We start from the raw sequence: 17,973 nt of genomic DNA, 5'->3' as shown, positions 1-17,973 counted from the left end.
AGTAAATCCATAAAGTTATTTGGGATTTGGTACTGGGTATTGGGTTAGAAAAAATCTCCCCCAGCCCCCAGTTACCTTACCATGCTTTCCAAGGAGCCTGACTGCTTTTCCATAGCCCCTCTAGATAGTTTTTATCGCGTAAAGTATCCATCGGTTGCCAAAAACCATCATGTTTAAAAGCAGATAGTTGTTCCATATCAGCTAGCTTTTCTAATGGCTCTTGCTCCCATACTGTAGAGTCATCAGCAATCAAATTGATTACTTCTGGTTCTAACACAAAATAACCGCCATTAATCCAAGCTCCATCACCTTCGGGTTTTTCCCGAAAGCTGGTAATTTTAGTTTGCTCATATCCCAAGGAAATGGCTCCAAAACGTCCGGCTGGTTGAACCGCTGTGAGGGTTCCTAATGTATTTTGTTCTTTGTGAAACTTCACTAGCTCGGTGATATTAATATTACTTACACCATCACCATAAGTAAAGCAAAAGGTATCATTCCCAAGATGTTCCCTGATTCGCTTTAAACGTCCGCCTGTCATGGTATTATCACCCGTATTGACTAAGGTAACACGCCAGGGTTCTGCATAACCAGAATGCACGTTCATCTGGTTAAATCGCATATCAAAGGTAACATCTGACATGTGTAAGAAGTAATTAGCAAAATACTCCTTAATTATGTAACCTTTGTAACCGCAACAAATTATGAAGTCATTAATGCCGTGGGCGGAGTAAGTCTTCATTATGTGCCAGAGAATTGGCTTACCACCAATCTCAACCATCGGCTTGGGTCTGATACTAGTTTCTTCACTGAGGCGTGTACCAAGCCCTCCAGCCAAAATCACCGCTTTCATGCAATTACCTCGGAGATTTGTAGGGATATTATTATTTGACTTTTCGACATGAAGAGGATGCACTTAGATAGAGAAAAATTGATTTCTGATTTGTTTTTCTCCGTCAATAATCTAACTGTAATTTTCCCCGAAATTATAAAGGAAAGATAAATTAACATCTTTTCTATATAAAAGCTCTATGAATATCTATAAACATGAAAATAAATTATTTAATTAAATAAAAATGTTACCAAATAAATAACTAGGGTTAGCTGATGCTAACCCTAGCTAGGCTTGATTTCTCCAATCAAAACCGATAATAGGCGAGTAAAAAAACTTACTTGTTTTTAGTTAGTTTTTTCCAAATTACTTGAGCTTTGAAACAAAGGATCGCATTTGTTTTCTACGACTACACATAAGTTACTGAGTGCTTGCTGATAATTATCCATATCATCTTGCTCAAGAAACATTTTGGCAGATGCCTGTACATCTTCGATCGCTTTCGCCTGATTTTTGTTAGATTCACTACCACCATATTGTGCCAGTTCATAACGAACCATACCTCGTTTGAGATATACTTTTGCTAATTTAGGGCTGATAGTTAATGCTTGGTTAAAGTCAGCGATCGCTTGATTGTATTCTTGTTCATAATTGCTGCTATATTGAGCAATTTGATAATAGACAACACCTCGCTGAAAATAAGCTTCTGCTTTCGATACATTACGTTTTATAACCTGAGTGAAATCTGCGATCGCTCTTTTGTAAGCTTGTTGAGATTCACCGCTATATTTAGCCATTTGGGTGCGGACAATCCCCCGTCTGATATAAGCTTCAATTTCGTTCTTATCCAGACCGAGGGCTCGATTATAGTCTGCGATCGCTAGGTTATACTCTGTATCAGGATCGTTGCTATATTCGGCGAGCATATAGCGGGCATTACCCCGATTCACAAGGGCTTTGGTTTGATTGGGATTGATTTTGAGAGCTTGGCTATAATCTGTAACTGCTCCTTCGTAGTCTTTGAGGTTATAGCGGGCATTGCCCCGATTTACAATTGCTGTGGTATGTGTTGGTTGTTGTTCAATTGCTGCGGTTAAGCTGGCAATTGCTTTTTCGTAATCTCGGTCTTTGTAAGCAGTTTGACTCTGCTGATAGTAATCAGCGAAGCTGAGTTTGTTAATTGTCTGGCGAGACTTCAATGTTTGTTGAGTGTAAGCATTTTGGGAAACCAACGGCTGAGTAAATTTAATCATTACGTCGGCATAACCCAATAAACCGAAACCCAGCAAACAACAAATAACCGGGTACAATTTTGACTTTTTGGAACGTTTATAAGATGAACCGCTTGGAGTAATTACTGGCTGCCAATAATTACCTAAGTGCGGTGACATACTGCGCTGGGGAAAATGCGGTGTCTGGGTGTAGCGCTTTTTCGCTTTGATTCGCGGTTGGAGATGTTCTCTCGCTTCTATAGCCCGATGTGATGGGAAGGGGTCGCGTCCGCCTAATCGCACGGTACGTTCACACCACGGACAGCTACGCATGTGGTTGTTGTAGCGATGCTGGGGATTTGTGGTGCAGGTAATTAAGGAATCTTCGGCTTCAGCGATGGCTGAGAGCCAAGTCTGGGCATTGGGGCGCAGCTGTGGGTTGTTGTGACCATCTTCAAAACAACGGACAAATAGTTCTTGTAGGCTGGGATGAAGAATTTCCCAAGGGGGTGCAATGGGGGTAGGTAGGTAGGGTACGTACCGCTTTTGGCTATAAGTGAAATGCCCCGATGCAATGCGGGCTTCGTAGGGCGGTGGCTCAATAGAGCCTTGAAAAATCCCCGAAAATGGGTGAGTGCCTTCCATTAAGAGTTGGAATACCAGCACTGCTAACCCAAATAAATCGTGAGAAATTTCGCGATCGTGTTGGGCAAAAGTTTTATTCTGTAGTTCTGGTGGCGTAAACTCTGGTTTCCCGACTGGGCAGCGATAAACAACATTGCTGTTGGGGTCGAGTACTTGGAAAGAGTCTGTGTCTATCAAAGTCACCAGTGCAGTGTCACTGACGAGGATATTTGACTCGTTCACATCACCTATACAATATCCACTAGCGTGCAAAGCAGCAAAAGCTGCCGCCAAGTTACGAGCCGTGCGGAGCAGGTACTGATAGTTGAATAGGGGACAGTGTTGACGACGGGTTCTGGGGTTGTAGAAGTCGATGATTGGACGCATCCCCTGAATCCGTGGCATCAAAAAGCCCAAGATGCTATTTTTGCCATCTGGTGTCCGCAATAAATCCTCTGGCCAAGCGATAGAGATATGACCCAAACTAGCTGTAGGGTTTTCTGGCGGGTTGGCAAGCATCGCCTGTAATTTGTCAGCATGGGCTGTAGTTGGCTTGTGGTAAATCTTCGCCACCAAGTCATTATCAGATGGCACTGCATAAACACAAGCTTCACCGCCACGCCCCAAACTGACATTGAGGCTGAGGATTTCTTTTCTAGGGGAACAACGTAGTACCTGCATAATGAAATTACCGCTAACGGAAGTTATTTAAGATGTGAAACCTGTAAATTGATTGCTCATGAGTCGTTGAATGCAGCTATAATGAGTGTTAAATCATCATCAGTGCGTTGTGTAATTCGGTCTGAGCGTAAAAACTTTACTAACTGCTCCTTCGCTTCTGTCTTATCTTCGGTATTAGCTACAAATTCAAACAGTGGAAAAAAGAATGGTTTGTGAGGTTCACCAACAACCATATTCAAAGCCAGCATTTGTAGTCCGTCGGTGATGATACCAACATTAACTATGTCAGTGCGCCATAATCTCATCTGCGCTGTGTCTAAGGCCGTAGGAGAAGTTAAAAAAGTGGTTTCGTTGATGTACTCGCCGCTATCAGGTATAGTTAGAGCGAGGAGATTGCCCGTGCTATCTTTTGCTACTGCCAAACCATCACCTATTTGCACTACAGCTACAACTTCTGGTGTGGCAACCATCATAATTAAGGTAGTTGCTAAGTCTTGAGGCTGTTTGTCACAAGTAGCCGCTTCAGCCTCCACAGCTTTTTTGGCAGCTAGTATGGCATCATTTAAGAGCGATCGCACAAACGCATCATCACTCAAAACTTTTTGGGTGATTCCTCTGCTAGAAATGCTTTCTATTGCTGTCTCCACAGCAATCATAGCTCCCACTTTCCCAAGGCTAGCAGAACCCGCGCCATCTGCTGCGGCTGCCACCAAAACATTATCAGACAATATTTGCCAGTGATGAGCATCCTGACATAACTGCTTATTTTTTAAGTGACTTGTACCACATACCGACGCAGCCACAATCCGCCATTGAGCAATCTGTTTTGATATTTTCATAGATTTTTTTTCAACAGCTCGCTGTGTCAACATCAAGCTGCGATTTTTAATTAAACAGTCCCCCAACCAATCGGCGGTAGTGCTACCTGTTCGTCTACCTGCGAATGAGAAACAGCTGACATACTAGTTGATAGCCAGACAAACATCTCGATGAAATTTAGTCCTTTGAGTTTCAAAGGTGTACGTACAGTTATTTGATTTAAACGCGTCATATTCGCATTTTCTACACCAACTGTAAAGAATGCTACACGCTTGTTCGCCTCATCTCCCTGTAAGCGCACAGATGCTTGCTCCACTACATTCTCTAACTCACCTTGGGGTTCTCCATCGGTAATCATGAATACCCAAGGACGATAGTAAGCAATCCCATTGGTACGATACTGAGATTTCCGCTCTTGAATTATATCCAAAGCTTTATGAATGCCTGCACCCATTGTAGTCAAGCCCTGTGCCGTTAAAATGGGCGGATTGAATTGATCGGCAGTCACAAAGTCTTGTACTACATTGACATTACTATCAAAAGTGACGATCGCCACTTCTACACGTCTTGCGGCTAAGGAATTTTTGACCAATTCATCCTTTAAACTGAGCAAACCCTGATTTAAAGCCTCAATCGGATCTCCTTGCATCGAGCCAGATGTATCTAGTAAAAGTACACAAGGACAACGTGGTTCTGGGTTCTCAGCAAATTCTACTACTTCATCAAGTCTTAATGTATCATGCATAACTTTTTGTGTTATGTTAAAGTTCAAAGCTTTATTTCCTTTTTGTCCGAGTATATAATTTCAGCCGTCGAGGTCACTACAGAATATAGTATCTAGTGGTAGATGCTCTAATCTTTATTAAACAAATTATTTTCATGAAGTTCTCAATATATTTTTTAAGAAAAACTTGAGTACAGCTTAGTTTAGCAAAAAAGAGTTTATCAAAACCTAGTGTTACCTGTTGTAATGTATCTACCAAAAATTTATATCCATTAAACCTACAGTACAATAAATACGTAAACTTTCCCAGATAAGTTTTTAAAGATTTTATGTAGAAGAATTTTTCCTTTACAGAAAAATTATTAACCATAATTAATATCTTTAGCTCCAGAAGTATACCAGCGTAACTGCTTCAACGTGGAATCAAATTTGCCTGATTTTTGTGAGTAGGCATAAATAAACGTCATTACTAAGGTCTTAAGGTAAGAGTTGTCAGGAGTTGGTAAAATCCAGAATTAACCAATATTTACTGATAGGCTAGCTATGATAAATGTTTCTCTTTATTCATACCTACTTGTGGTTTGAGACAAATTAAGTAAAAAGTACCAAATGTAACAAATAAGTTATAAAACTTATAATTTTTAAAATATATACATATTTTAAAAGGAATAAATTGTCCGTAGATAAATATTACAAAGAAGAGAAGACTTCATTGTTGATATTTTCAATCTACAAATGTTCAGTTGTTGATTCCGCAAGAAACTTGAAAAATATGAATAACTCAGGCGCATTCACCAAACTACGTCCTCTAAGTTTGTTAAGACAGTTATCCAATTGCTTTGATAGTACTTGTTTACAAGCATTAAGTAACTCAGTTCGTTGGTCAATTTGCTTAGAACAGGGTAAAATAACTTACGCGGCTCATTCAGTAGAACCTTTTGATCGACTAGAACGCCATTTGCGCCGCCTCAGCCACCAAATTCCCATGCTTACTAGCGAGGTGCGGGTTCAAGCCCGTCTGATGTTTGAACCTGACTCACATAATCAGTTACTCGAATATGACAGCAATTCCAGAAGCCACCCTCCTGAATATCAGGCGATATCCTGGCTTGTTAGTCAACAACATCTACATTCTACACAAGCAGTAGTGCTGATTCAAGAATTAGTTAAAGAGGTGATTGAATCATTTTTGCTTATTAAAGAAGGTACTTATGAATTAACAGAACCACTTGAGAGAATGCCAAGAATTTGTAGGCTAGATGTAGAAAAGATTCTAGAACGTTGTCAAGGAAGATTACAGAATTGGCAAGCTTTTGTTCCGCAAATCTCTTCTCCATATCAACGTCCATATCTGTTGATTAACAGCAAAATTGAGGAAAAAGATTTACCAAAACTTCAGCCAGATTTGATTAATTGGATGAAGGGTTTCAGCTTGTGTCATCTGGCAACAATTTTGAATCAAGATGAAATTCAATTAGCCCGCAATTTATACCCTTACATACTTAATGGTGCGATTATCTTGCATGAACCCGATCCACCATTTGATAAGTTACCAAAGCTATTTGAAGAGCAATCGCTTTTCTCAAAAATAATTCCAGAGATAGAGAACACCACAAAAGAGCTAAATAGCACCATCAACTCTTACCCTGATATTGCTGAAGAGAATATATCTCCTGTTCCACGATTACCACAGATTTCTCTTCCTCCCCAAGAAGAATTTCAGGAACCAACAATATCAAATAACATAAATCCTGCTTCCCAAAAAGTAACAGATGCTACTGTAACGGCACAAAAAGTCCACAAAATCGTTTCTGTAGATGATAGCCCCACAATTCTCAAAGAAATTAGTCGTTTCTTAGAAAATGAAAATTTTTCTGTAGTGACTATTAACGATCCAGTAAAAGCCGTTTTATCAATTATAAGGCACAAACCAGACTTAATTTTGTTGGATTTAAATATGCTAGGAATAGATGGTTATGAGTTGTGCCGTATTATACGAAATAATTCGATATTTCAAAAGACTCCCATTATTTTTGTGACTGGTAATAAAGGAATTGTAGATAAAGTCAAAGCCAAATTGGTTGGGGCATCTGGATATCTGACTAAACCATTTACTCGCGCAGAATTACTTAAAATAGTCTTCATGCATTTGACTTAAATTAACCACAAAATCTAATAATGTTGAACTAGTAAAAATAAATATGGCTACAGTTTTGGTTGTTGAAGATACTCCTTCTCAATTGGAATTAATCAATAGTTTTTTAAGAGACAGTGGGCGGAATTAAAAATTAAAAATTAATACAGTGTAAGCATTTGATTGATTTAGAATGGGTGGTTTCTTTCCGCCGTGTTGTACTAAACCTCGTCTACCTTGAGAACCGTAGTTTTGTAGTAATTTTGTAGGTTGGGTGCAGCGATAGCGTAACCCAACATAAAATTTGGTGGTAATGTTGGGTTGCGTTTCACTCCACCCAACCTACATAAATATATCTTTTAAAAAACTCTAGGTTTCAACATAGATGAGGTTTAGTAATCTAGAAATTGACTAAAACTTTATTAATGAAGCTCTCGAACTTGGTGGTCATCCAACTAAGGACGCTGTTATTGAAGAGACATTACGAGAGTATATGCAGCATCAAAAGAAACTGGAAAGTTTGGAGCTATTTGGTACGATTGAATACAAACACTACTATTCTTTGCGTTCAGGTTTTGTACCTACTTAGATCAATTGTTTGTAGTAGCTTACTTACTCGCACACATAAATCGTAGAAAGCCTTTAACTGTTCAATTGTGGGTTCCATTTTTATGTTTTACACTCTCCGGTCTAAAAGGATGTTTTAAAAGTATTATATGAAACACCAAAAGCTTTTCTCCTGCGAAAAGAGAGGTTTCGAGCATACATTTGACTGGTTAAATATCCTCTGAGAGAAACCAAGACACCAAGAAAAGATTAGGAAGAGAGATTGTTCTGCGAGTCTAACGTAGTAGGATTGTTCAAGTGAAAGGTTACGCCTAGCGGGATGAGTAGCCATCGATCGCTAGTAGGCACCCTAAAATAAGAACAAAAGACGATTCCTAAAACAAGCACACTCCATGCGTATTTCTCTAAATTGGCTGCGCGAACTAGTAGAGATAAAACTAAGTCCAGAAGAATTAGCCGAAACCCTGACAATGGCGGGGTTTGAGGTAGAAGATATTGAAGATCGCCGCACTTGGGCAAATGGCGTGGTTGTAGGGAAAGTGCTTGAGCGTCAGCCCCACCCCAACGCCGATAAATTAAGTGTTTGCCAAGTCGATATCGGTGCAGGTGAAACTTTAAATATTGTCTGTGGCGCTGCCAATGTGAAGGCAGATATCTATGTACCGATCGCAACTACGGGTACTTACTTACCCAACATCGATTTAAAAATTAAACCTGCAAAACTCCGTGGTGTCCCTTCTCAGGGCATGATTTGTTCTTTAAAAGAACTCGGCTTGCCCACCGATGTAGACGGAATTCATATTTTTACCCAGGAAAATTTACCATTAGGTAGTGATGTGCGTCCTTTGTTGGGTCTAGATGATGTAATTTTAGACCTGACTGCAACTGCCAATCGCGCTGATGCTCTGAGTATGGTAGGTGTAGCCAGAGAAGTCGCAGCTTTAACTGGTGGAAAATTGAGCATCCCTGAACCTGGTGAAGTTTCTATTAGCAAAAATACTGGAAATTTAACTTTAAAAATTGCTGATACACAAGCTTGTCCTGCATACATCGGTACGGTAATCGAACAGGTAAAAATTGCTCCATCCCCCGAATGGTTGCAACAGCGTTTACGGGCGGCTGGGGTACGTCCTATAAGTAATGTGGTGGATATTACTAACTACGTTTTGTTGGAATGGGGACAACCATTGCACGCCTTTGACCGCGATCGCTTAAAATCTGTTGCAAGTAGCGAAAATTTAACCATCGGCGTTCGTTTCGCTAATAATGGCGAATTTTTAAAAACCCTAGATGGACAAACTCGCACCCTCTCAACCCAAAATTTGTTAATTACCGCTAATGATAGACCCGTTGCATTGGCGGGAGTCATGGGTGGAGAAGAAACAGAAGTCCATGAAGGGACTCAAAGCCTAGTTTTAGAAGCAGCTTTATTTGATTCCGTGGCAATTCGCCGTTCTTCGCGCAGTGCAGGCTTAAGAAGTGAGGCTTCTGGGAGATATGAACGGGGAGTTAACCGCGCTGAGTTGGAAATCGCTAATCGCCGCGCCTTATCCTTAATTAGCGAATTAGCTAGTGGAATTCTTGTCCAGCAGGAAATTGCCGACACTCGCCCCGATCCTTCTACCTGGAGTCGTTCGATCGCACTGCGTTTAGACCGAGTTAATCAGATATTAGGGCCAATCGATTTGGGAGAGGACACAGGTGAACTCCAAGGACAAGATGTTGAGCGCATCCTGACTGCACTAGGATGTCAGTTGACTCCTTCAGGTGAAGATAGCAATCATCAACCTACATGGTCAGTTTCCGTCCCACCCTATCGTTACCGCGACTTAGAGCGAGAAATTGATTTAATTGAAGAAATCGCCCGTCTCTATGGTTACAACCGATTCTGCGATACTTTACCAGAAAAATCGGAAGGTGGTTATCTGCCTTTAGACGAGGAACTGATTCGCAAGTTACGGGCTTTCCTCCGGGCTGAAGGATTGACAGAATTAATCCACTATTCTTTAGTTAAACCAGGAGAAGACAGACAGATAGTACTGTCAAATCCTTTATTTGCCGAATATTCAGCACTACGAAACGATTTGCTATCTGGGTTGATTGATGCCTTTCAATACAATTTAGAACAGGGTAATGGTTCCCTAAACGGCTTTGAAATCGGGCAAATTTTCTGGCGAGAAGAAGACGGTTTGCAAGAAACAGAAGCCTTAGCTGGGATTATGGGAGGCGATCGCACCATTGGCAAATGGTCAAAAAGTGGACGCGAAGAACCCGTCACTTGGTTTGAAGCCAAAGGCACTTTAGAAAGTGTATTTCGGCAGCTTGCCTTGGAGGTAGAATTCCAACCAGATTGCCGAGATAATCGGTTACATCCAGGACGCACCGCTTCTTTGTGGATTCGGGGTAATAGGCTGGGTATTTTTGGACAACTCCATCCCCAATTGCGACGAGAAAAAGGTTTACCAGATTCCGTTTATGTTTTCCAGTTGGATCTAGATGTGCTTTTAGAATCTCTAGGACAAGACGAAATTCTTGTGCCAACATTCCAGCCATATTCTACCTATCCAGCCAGCGATCGCGACATCGCGTTTTTCGCACCCGTGAAAATCTCAGTTTCCGAAATTGAAAAAGTAATTACCAAAGCGGGTAAAGATTTGCTCGAATCGGTGGAATTATTTGATGAATATCGCGGCGAAAATGTCCCCGAAGGACAGAGGAGTTTAGCATTCCGCCTAGTTTATCGGGCTAGCGATCGCACTCTGACTGAGGCTGAAGTCGAACCAGTACACAATAAAGTCCGCGAAGCCTTGGTGGAAAAATTCGGCGTAAATCTCAGAAGTTAGTCATTTGTCCTTTGTCATTGGTCATTTGTTAAGAGTTAGGAGTTAATAATTCCTCACTCTTAAACCTACTGGCTACAAAATCCAAAATCTAAAATCCAAAATTGGTAAAGTTATGCCTAAATATGTACTCTGGGGAACTTACTGCGAAGATGTTCTTGAAAAACGCACCCCCCACCGCCAAGCTCATTTAGACGGATTAGCAAAACAAAAAGAATCCGGTGTGCTGATTACTATTGGCCCCACCAAAGATGTTACAAAAGTTTTTGGAATTTACGAAGCCGAAGACGAAGCCACTGTACGCCAGTTGATTGAAAACGATCCCTACTGGAAAAATGGCATCTGGACTGAATATTCTGTCAAAGAATGGATTCAGGCTTTTTAAATTGGGTATGGGGTATAGGGCATTGATTATAATTCTCCTCCCCCATTCCCAATTCCCCATTCCTAATTCCCACTTGCCCTGAGCGTTCGTGTAGCGTCTCGTAGAGAAGCCGAAGGGATTCCCAATTTATGAAAATTTGGCAGGTTGATTTTTATCGTCGTCCCTCACAAGATGCATCGGGACAAATTTTATGGGAGTTGTTGATTTGTGACGCAACTCGCAGCTTTGAGTATGAAGCTACCTGTCTCCAGTCAGCAGCAAATTCTAATTGGGTTGCTGCTCAACTTGAGCTAGCCGCAGGTGAAAAATTGCCAGATGTGATTCAGGTGTTTCGTCCGCAGTCTCTAAGCTTAATTGAGGCGGCTGGACGCAATTTAAGTATAAATGTCGAACCTACGCGCCACACTTTGGCACTGAAGCAGTGGTTACAAGAAAAGCAATATCCCGCAACGGTAGATAAACCACCTCCAGCACCATTACCAGAGAACCTCTGGGGAGAACAATGGCGGTTTGCGACTCTAGCCGCTAGTGATGTAGAAACGAGATTTAGCGATCGCCCCATTCCCATTTTGCACATCCCAGAACATCTTAAACCCATCAACTTGGGTTTAGCGTCAACAGTGCCCGTCCCTGGTGTAGTAATTTATGGTGGACGGCAATCGATGCGCCTAGCCCGGTGGTTACAGCAAGCCCGTCCTGTGGCGTTAAACTACATTTCTGGCGCACCAGATGGCTTAGTATTAGAGGCTGGCTTAGTAGATAGGTGGATTGTTGCCACTTTTGAAGATCCGGAAGTTACAACAGCAGCCCAAACATATCAACAGCGAAAAAAGCATTGCCGAGGATTGCATTTTTTGTTAGTGCAACCAGATGATTCCGGGATGACTTATAGCGGCTTTTGGTTATTGCGGGCAGAAGATTGATATTACAGCAATTTTCAGGTAAATAGACCATGCTGTAGGGGCAATTCATGAATTGCCCTTACGACAAATGTGGTTCAAATAGATGAAAATAGCTGTAATTGCCAAAAATATTTGTCCGCTTATTCTTGCCTATTTGCTCTATATAAATGCTCGCAAAGAAAGGGAAGATATTATAACTTTTTAAATAATATTTGTAACTAATTCAAACCTTATCCACTCATATTATACATCTCAAACCTTGGCAAGACTTAATATCAAACACATATCTGTAATCCTACGTAAGTAGGGGTTGAGCGCTGATAGCAGCAGTTTCGTCTGAGCAACGTTGATAAACGGTGCAAACCCGTTTGGGAGAAGAACATCTCTCTGTTGCCACCAGCCTGAAGGAGCTAGCAGAACTCTACTATTATCAAGGAAGCTATGAGCAAGCTGAATCGCGAAGTGCTGTATCTGCAAGCTTCAGGACAGAGAAAACGGTTGCTGGGAGAACAACATTCTTCTGTTGCGACTACCCTGAAAATCCTAGCAGGACTCTACTATTATCAAGGACGCTATGACCAAGCCAAAGAGTTGTTAGTGGAAGCTTTAGACCAGAGAAAATGGCTGCTGGGAGAACAACATTCTTCTGTCCCCACTACGTTGAACATTCTAACAGGACTCTACTATTATCAAGGACGCTATGACCAAGCCGAAGAGTTGTTGGTGGAAGCTTTAGAACAGAGAAAACGGCTGCTGGTAGAACAACATCCTTTTGTCCCCACCAGCCTGAAGAAGTTAGCAGGACTCTACTATTATCAAGGACGCTATGACCAAGCCGAAGAGTTGTTAGTGGAAGCTTTAGGACAGAGAAAACAGCTGCTGGGAGAAGAACATCCTTCTGTCGTCACCAGCATGAACAACCTAGCGTCACTTTATGATTCTCAAGGACGCCATGACCAAGCCGAGCCGCTTTATCTGCAAGCTTTAGAAGTATTTCAGCGTCTGCTGGAGACTTATCCAGAAGATTAATTTAGAGGTTGTTTAAAAAGTCCTGTTGTTGATAGTAAAACGTTTTAGATCCCCCTAAATCCCCCGATAAATTGGGGGATTTTAATTCTGGTTCCCCTTTTTTAGGGGTGTTAGGTGGGATCAAGAAGTGCCTAAAATCACAGCTAACAATTTTTCCAACAACCTTTTAGTCGTAACCGTTCACAGGTTTTTTAGCTACTGCAAAAATACAGGTACACATCTTGGCTTATAAACATTGGCTAAGTAGTTGCATCAAGGCCATCACGGCTTTCGGATCGCTATACACAAATATTGTGTTGAGAGAGTTGATACCAAAGGCACTTACTTTCCCCAGTTATGGACGACTGTTGGTAGCCAATCGAGAACTAGAGCGGAAAATCAGCGATGTCTACGACGAGCTTCGCTTACTCAAGCAAGCAGAAATTGCGATCAAACAAAGCGAGATTTGCTACCGTGCCATTGTAGAAGATCAGACTGAAGTGATTGCCCGATATTTACCAGACGGCACACTGACGTTTTTCAACCAAGCTTTTGCGCTTTATTATGGGCGATCGCCAGAGGAACTGATCGGCAGCCCCGATCAACCCATTATCTTGGAGGCAGATCGGCAGCGAGTTGCTGAATTTGTAGCTTTAATTAGTGCTGATAATCCTGTTGTCATCATTGAGAATTGTGTGCTTCTGGGAGATCGGGTGTGTTGGACTAAGTGGCGTAACCAAATGATATTTGACGAGCAAGGATGCTTTTTGGAATTTCAATCGGTGGGATACGATATCACAGACTTCAAGCAAATCGAAGAAACACTTTTTCAAGAAAAAGAATTAGCCCAAGTGACATTGCAATCCATCGGAGATGCAGTTCTGACGACAGATGCCTTTGGCAAAATTAAATACCTCAATCCGGTTGCACAATCTCTGCTTGGATGTAGTGAAGCATCCGCAGAAGGGTTGCTGTTAGAAGAAGTCTTTGGAATTGTGCATGAAATGACAGGGGATAAAGTTCAGAACCCAATTGAGCAAGCGTTACAGGAAAATCGAACTGTTAGTCTAGCAAACCATACCGTCTTAATTAATCAGAATAATCAAGAAGTTGCGATTCAAGATTCAGCCTCCCCCATTCGCGATCGTCAGGGACAAGTTATTGGCGGGGTTATGGTGTTTCGTGATGTGACTCAGAACCGCGAGTTTTCACGTCAGCTATTCTGGCAGGCAAGCCATGATGCCTTAACCGGATTGGTAAATCGCCAGGAGTTTGAGCAGCGGATTGAACAAGCATTACGTTTTACCAAATTAGACTACGAGGTTCATGCGTTGTGTTATTTGGATCTCGATCACTTCAAAATCGTAAATGATACCTGTGGTCATGTGGCTGGAGACAAATTGCTGCGTCAAATTACTATCCTATTGCAGCAGAAGATTCGGAAAACTGACACACTGGCACGGTTAGGGGGCGATGAATTTGGCCTATTGCTCAATCAGTGTACACTAGAGCAAGCTTTACTAGTTGCGAATGAGCTGCTTTCGTGTGTTCAAGAGTTCCGGTTTGTTTGGCAAGAGCAGGTATTCTCAATTGGAGCAAGTATCGGCTTAGTCAGTATCGACACGAATAGCGAGAGTGTTGCAGAGATTATCAGCACGGCTGACCTAGCTTGCTATACCGCAAAGAACCGGGGGCGCAATCGCGTGTACGTTGCTCAGACTGACGACCAGGATAGACTGCAACAACGCGGGGAGATGCAGTGGGCTAGCCGCATTTCTCAAGCCTTGGATAGTGATTGGTTTTGTCTCTATGTTCAACCCATTGCTGCAATCACCCCGACGGCTCAAAACGGCAACTATTATGAAGTACTGCTGCGGCTCCGGGATGAAAAGGGAAATTTAGTGTTGCCGATGACGTTTATTCCAGCAGCAGAACGCTACGACTTGATGCACCTGATCGATCGCTGGGTGATTCGGACTCTGTTCAGGAATTGGACAAGGGCTGTTGGCGATCAACAAATCATGTATGCGATTAACCTTTCTGGCTCTAGCATCAACGACGATCAGTTCATTCACTTTCTGTATGAGCAGTTTACCCTATACTCCATCTCACCCCAGCGCATCTGCTTTGAGATTACCGAAACTGTGGCGATCGCTAACTTGAACAAAGCCAACCAATTCATTCAGTCACTTCAACGGATGGGCTGTCGCTTCGCGTTAGACGATTTTGGGGTGGGGATGTCGTCCTTTGCCTATCTCAAGTCTCTGCCTGTGGATTACCTCAAAATTGACGGGAGCTTTATTCGTAACATTGTCGATAATCCTGTGGATAATGCGATCGTGGCAGCAATGACGCACATTAGCAGTGTGATGGGTATTAAGACGATTGCTGAGTTTGTAGAGAATGACGCAATTTTAGAGCGAATTACGGCACTAGGAATTGATTACGCACAGGGATATAGCATTGCAGCACCTCGCCCATTGGTGTTGATATAGCTAGCCTATACACTGTTGGCAAATGTACTACATAGCTTTTGTTAATTCAAGTATTACGTAAGTTCAAATCTGTCAGTTAAGCATTTCTTTCTTCTCTTTGTGTCCTTCTCTACGAGACGCTGCGCGATTGCGGTAGCCTGCGGTAAGCCTCTGCTCGTGTAGGTTCAAATAATTGACTTTGACAAAGAGTTTTAGCCTTAATCCAAGCGTATTGGGTTATAGGGTAGTGGCGTGTCAAGGCTAAAATAGTGCATTAGAAATCTTGGAAATATTCAGATTTTAGAAACATAATTGAATTTTCCTATTGCATCAATTTAACCTTGTCACGCCAGTAGGCATTGCCAAAAAAATGTGTAATAGGTGCAATATTATTTAAAGCAATACCCACCCTACTAACTTGGCTCTCACCACTGTCCTGAATTATCTTCCTGTTGCAAACCTATTAACTGTCGCCGCTTCCAAGCATAGTGAAGAATATTAATTCCAAGTTCTTGGGCTGTACGAATAGTCAATCTGGGTAAATTCAAATCTCTATCCAGTCCCCAAGCGGTTGCTAAATCACCAATTACTAAAATAATTCCGCCACCGATTAACATTTTAATTTGCTGTTGATTAACCATTGGCAAGGCAGCAAATAAGAAAGGTTTTGTCCTTAAAGGATGACTCCGTTGCAATTCTTCTAAAGGTCTTAAAGGGCTTTCTAACTGTTGTGCTAATGCTTGAGTACTCTCAATTAGAGCATTAGCATTTATTGGTGCATCAACGAGAAGCACGCCGCCTAAATTTAAGTAATTTTTGAGGGATTCAAATTCGAGACTATTTAAAGATATAGCCTGTCCACCTGTCAGATAAAGTAGGTCATAATCTTGGATATTTTCACTTAAAGAAACCTGTCCTGGTTCATCAGCCCCTCGTAAACTGGGATATAAGGGTTCTACTGCTTGCAACAAATACGAAAGGCTGAAAAAATTACGCGCACATTCAGGATCGCTATGAGTTGCTTGCGCCATACACACAAGTGCTTGAGGACGCATTTGCGCTTGACGGCGATAACGTAAATCAATATTGTTATATCCAGGAAAGAAAGCATCCGCAGGTTGGGTAATTTCAGTATGTCCTGGTTGCAGAAGTATCCGACATATTTCAATTTCTGAACTGACTGGTATGGAGTTTCTTTGGTCAATTCGATAAGTTTCTTGAACAATATCTCTTTGCTGTCCACGCCGCAATTCATCAGGGTCTACGTAGCTAACTACTAAGTAGATCATGAGTGGTTCAGAACTGACTACTTCTATATCAATAGGAAAATCATAAGAAGTCGGTACAACAATGAGATTACCTGCTAAATCAATTGCAATACCAGGTTGAATTTGCACCCAACGCCCATCTCGATATCTAGCTTCTACTTGACTTGGGGCTGTCACATCTCGAACGCCTAAACCACAGACAATTCCTGGTTGGTTTAAACTTTGATATTGAGCATTTTGCCGATTTCGGTGGTAATCATGGGCTGTGCGCCAGCGTTCTGCATTGATTAGTAACCCGTCTGCGGCTTGCAGGCGTTCCAAAGATTTGATTGGTGGGGGTGGGAAAGGATGGGACATAAATAATTAAAAATTCAAAATTCAAAATTCAAAATTAAGAAAAGCTCAGGCAGATGTGCAAAGAGAAGAAGTTTACAATTTTATTGGCTAGAAGGATTTTCAATAGATAGTTCGTATGTACAGAAAGCAGGCTTTTCTTGTTCTATGATTCTTTGGATAAGTTGCTCATTAATGATGCCACTAGAAATATTTGAACGCAAACGTACTATAAAATGATATGGTTGTCCGCCGGCTAAAACAGCATTTCCTAATTGGGCATCTCCTATGATGAAACTTGGGCCAAAAGGTTCTGTAATACTAATATGTTTATCAGCTTCATTAGGTAAATCTTCATCTAAAGGTAAACCGGTATAAAGATGCAAGTAAAGACGCAATCCTTTACGAGTTCCCCGCCAGCGATAAAGTTCTACAGCCCGACGAATTAAACGCCGTTGTTGCTGAAGATCCCAAACTGAATCTACTTGCCAAGCAACCCAATGAGCCATAAATGGTAGTAATGCTTGTGGTGCTGTCAAGGGATCGAGGTTTGCCCACATGACATTGTAACTATCAACTATTGGTTGAAAAGCTTGCTCAAATATCTTCATGAAGCGACCAATAAAGTCTACTTCTCGATATAAAATTGGCAAGAATTCCATATAGGCGGTGTAAGGACGAATATATAAATCGAAATACTCGCTTCTCTCGATTTGTTCGTTGTCAGTACCTGGGTCTATATGTAAAGTAACTAGACTGCGAAAATTGAGAGTTAATTTGTTTTTTGTTCCAGGAGAAATTGCTTCTTGATCTTCAAAAAATGTGTCGGGAATTGAGAAGTAGAGAACAGCATCCATTTGTCCACGAGGTGGTATTTCACTACCCTCTGTGCCAATTTGACACCACTGGGACGGAAAGTTTCCCTCAACACTTAAGCTTACCCGCAAAGGACGTTGTTCTAAGTTTTGCACTTGCACAATCATCTCGCTAGGATGCCCAGGATGCAAGAGTAAAGTACGTCCAGCTACATCCATATCCGCATTTGCAAATCCTAAACCCGCCACAGGTAAAGCTTCGGGTATTTGCATTGGTGTTAATTGAATGCTTACAGCCGGACTAGAGCGACTTTGAACCATAGGATTAGGGATTGGGAATTGGGGAATGGGGAATGGGG

The 17,973-nt window shown here is 41.7% G+C and carries 13 protein-coding genes; 7 read left to right on the top strand and 6 right to left on the bottom strand.

Annotated features, from left to right (window positions below):
• Positions 1–76 precede the first annotated feature (76 nt).
• The 4 genes from rfbF to G1O98_RS08665 all read right to left on the bottom strand — a co-directional run bounded on the left by rfbF (position 77) and on the right by G1O98_RS08665 (position 4,909).
• The gene (gene rfbF / locus G1O98_RS08680; protein WP_163928447.1) at positions 77–850 is read right to left on the bottom strand and encodes a glucose-1-phosphate cytidylyltransferase; all 774 of its coding nucleotides are present in this window, start codon (positions 848–850) and stop codon (positions 77–79) included.
• Positions 851–1,176: 326 nt separating this feature from the next.
• Entirely contained in the window at positions 1,177–3,345 is a 2,169-nt protein-coding gene (locus tag G1O98_RS08675) for a tetratricopeptide repeat protein (protein WP_163928446.1), read from the bottom strand.
• Positions 3,346–3,401: 56 nt separating this feature from the next.
• On the bottom strand, positions 3,402–4,184 hold the full coding sequence (locus tag G1O98_RS08670; RefSeq protein ID WP_114082358.1) for a PP2C family serine/threonine-protein phosphatase: 783 nt from the start codon (positions 4,182–4,184) through the stop codon (positions 3,402–3,404).
• A 50-nt stretch (positions 4,185–4,234) separates the two neighbouring features.
• Positions 4,235–4,909: a VWA domain-containing protein gene (locus G1O98_RS08665; RefSeq protein ID WP_114082323.1), complete on the bottom strand. Its 675-nt coding sequence runs from the start codon at positions 4,907–4,909 to the stop codon at positions 4,235–4,237.
• 751 nt (positions 4,910–5,660) lie between these two features.
• On the opposite strand from G1O98_RS08665, the gene G1O98_RS08660 reads away from it, so the two are divergent.
• The 7 genes from G1O98_RS08660 to G1O98_RS08630 all read left to right on the top strand — a co-directional run bounded on the left by G1O98_RS08660 (position 5,661) and on the right by G1O98_RS08630 (position 15,219).
• Positions 5,661–7,046 (top strand): response regulator, encoded by a 1,386-nt coding sequence (locus G1O98_RS08660; protein ID WP_163928445.1) that lies wholly within the window; start codon positions 5,661–5,663, stop codon positions 7,044–7,046.
• Positions 7,047–7,443: 397 nt separating this feature from the next.
• Positions 7,444–7,611: a type II toxin-antitoxin system VapB family antitoxin gene (locus G1O98_RS40645; RefSeq protein WP_322745312.1), complete on the top strand. Its 168-nt coding sequence runs from the start codon at positions 7,444–7,446 to the stop codon at positions 7,609–7,611.
• Between the two features lie 370 nt (positions 7,612–7,981).
• Positions 7,982–10,432 carry a phenylalanine--tRNA ligase subunit beta gene (pheT, locus tag G1O98_RS08650; protein ID WP_163928444.1) on the top strand — a complete coding sequence of 817 codons (2,451 nt, stop codon included), beginning with the start codon at positions 7,982–7,984 and terminating at the stop codon, positions 10,430–10,432.
• A 112-nt stretch (positions 10,433–10,544) separates the two neighbouring features.
• Positions 10,545–10,814 (top strand): YciI family protein, encoded by a 270-nt coding sequence (locus G1O98_RS08645; RefSeq protein ID WP_163928443.1) that lies wholly within the window; start codon positions 10,545–10,547, stop codon positions 10,812–10,814.
• 128 nt (positions 10,815–10,942) lie between these two features.
• A complete protein-coding gene (locus tag G1O98_RS08640) occupies positions 10,943–11,737 on the top strand; it encodes a Tab2/Atab2 family RNA-binding protein (RefSeq protein ID WP_163928442.1) in 795 nt (264 codons plus the stop codon).
• Positions 11,738–12,157: 420 nt separating this feature from the next.
• Complete coding sequence (locus tag G1O98_RS08635) at positions 12,158–12,745, top strand: tetratricopeptide repeat protein (RefSeq protein WP_243458380.1); 588 nt, start codon at positions 12,158–12,160, stop codon at positions 12,743–12,745.
• Between the two features lie 221 nt (positions 12,746–12,966).
• The gene (locus G1O98_RS08630; protein ID WP_163928441.1) at positions 12,967–15,219 is read left to right on the top strand and encodes an EAL domain-containing protein; all 2,253 of its coding nucleotides are present in this window, start codon (positions 12,967–12,969) and stop codon (positions 15,217–15,219) included.
• 404 nt (positions 15,220–15,623) lie between these two features.
• Here G1O98_RS08630 and G1O98_RS08625 read toward each other — a convergent pair whose 3' ends face one another.
• The gene (locus G1O98_RS08625) at positions 15,624–16,823 is read right to left on the bottom strand and encodes a DUF4159 domain-containing protein (protein WP_163928440.1); all 1,200 of its coding nucleotides are present in this window, start codon (positions 16,821–16,823) and stop codon (positions 15,624–15,626) included.
• Positions 16,824–16,903: 80 nt separating this feature from the next.
• Positions 16,904–17,973 (bottom strand): phage tail protein (locus tag G1O98_RS08620; RefSeq protein ID WP_345940536.1); only part of this gene is annotated, 1,070 nt, incomplete at its 5' end.

The organism is Nostoc sp. UIC 10630, assembly GCF_010747425.1.
Taxonomy (GTDB): Bacteria; Cyanobacteriota; Cyanobacteriia; order Cyanobacteriales; family Nostocaceae; genus Nostoc.
The sequence above is the reverse complement of the archived record's forward strand: the minus strand, read 5'-3'. Positions and strand labels throughout refer to the sequence as shown.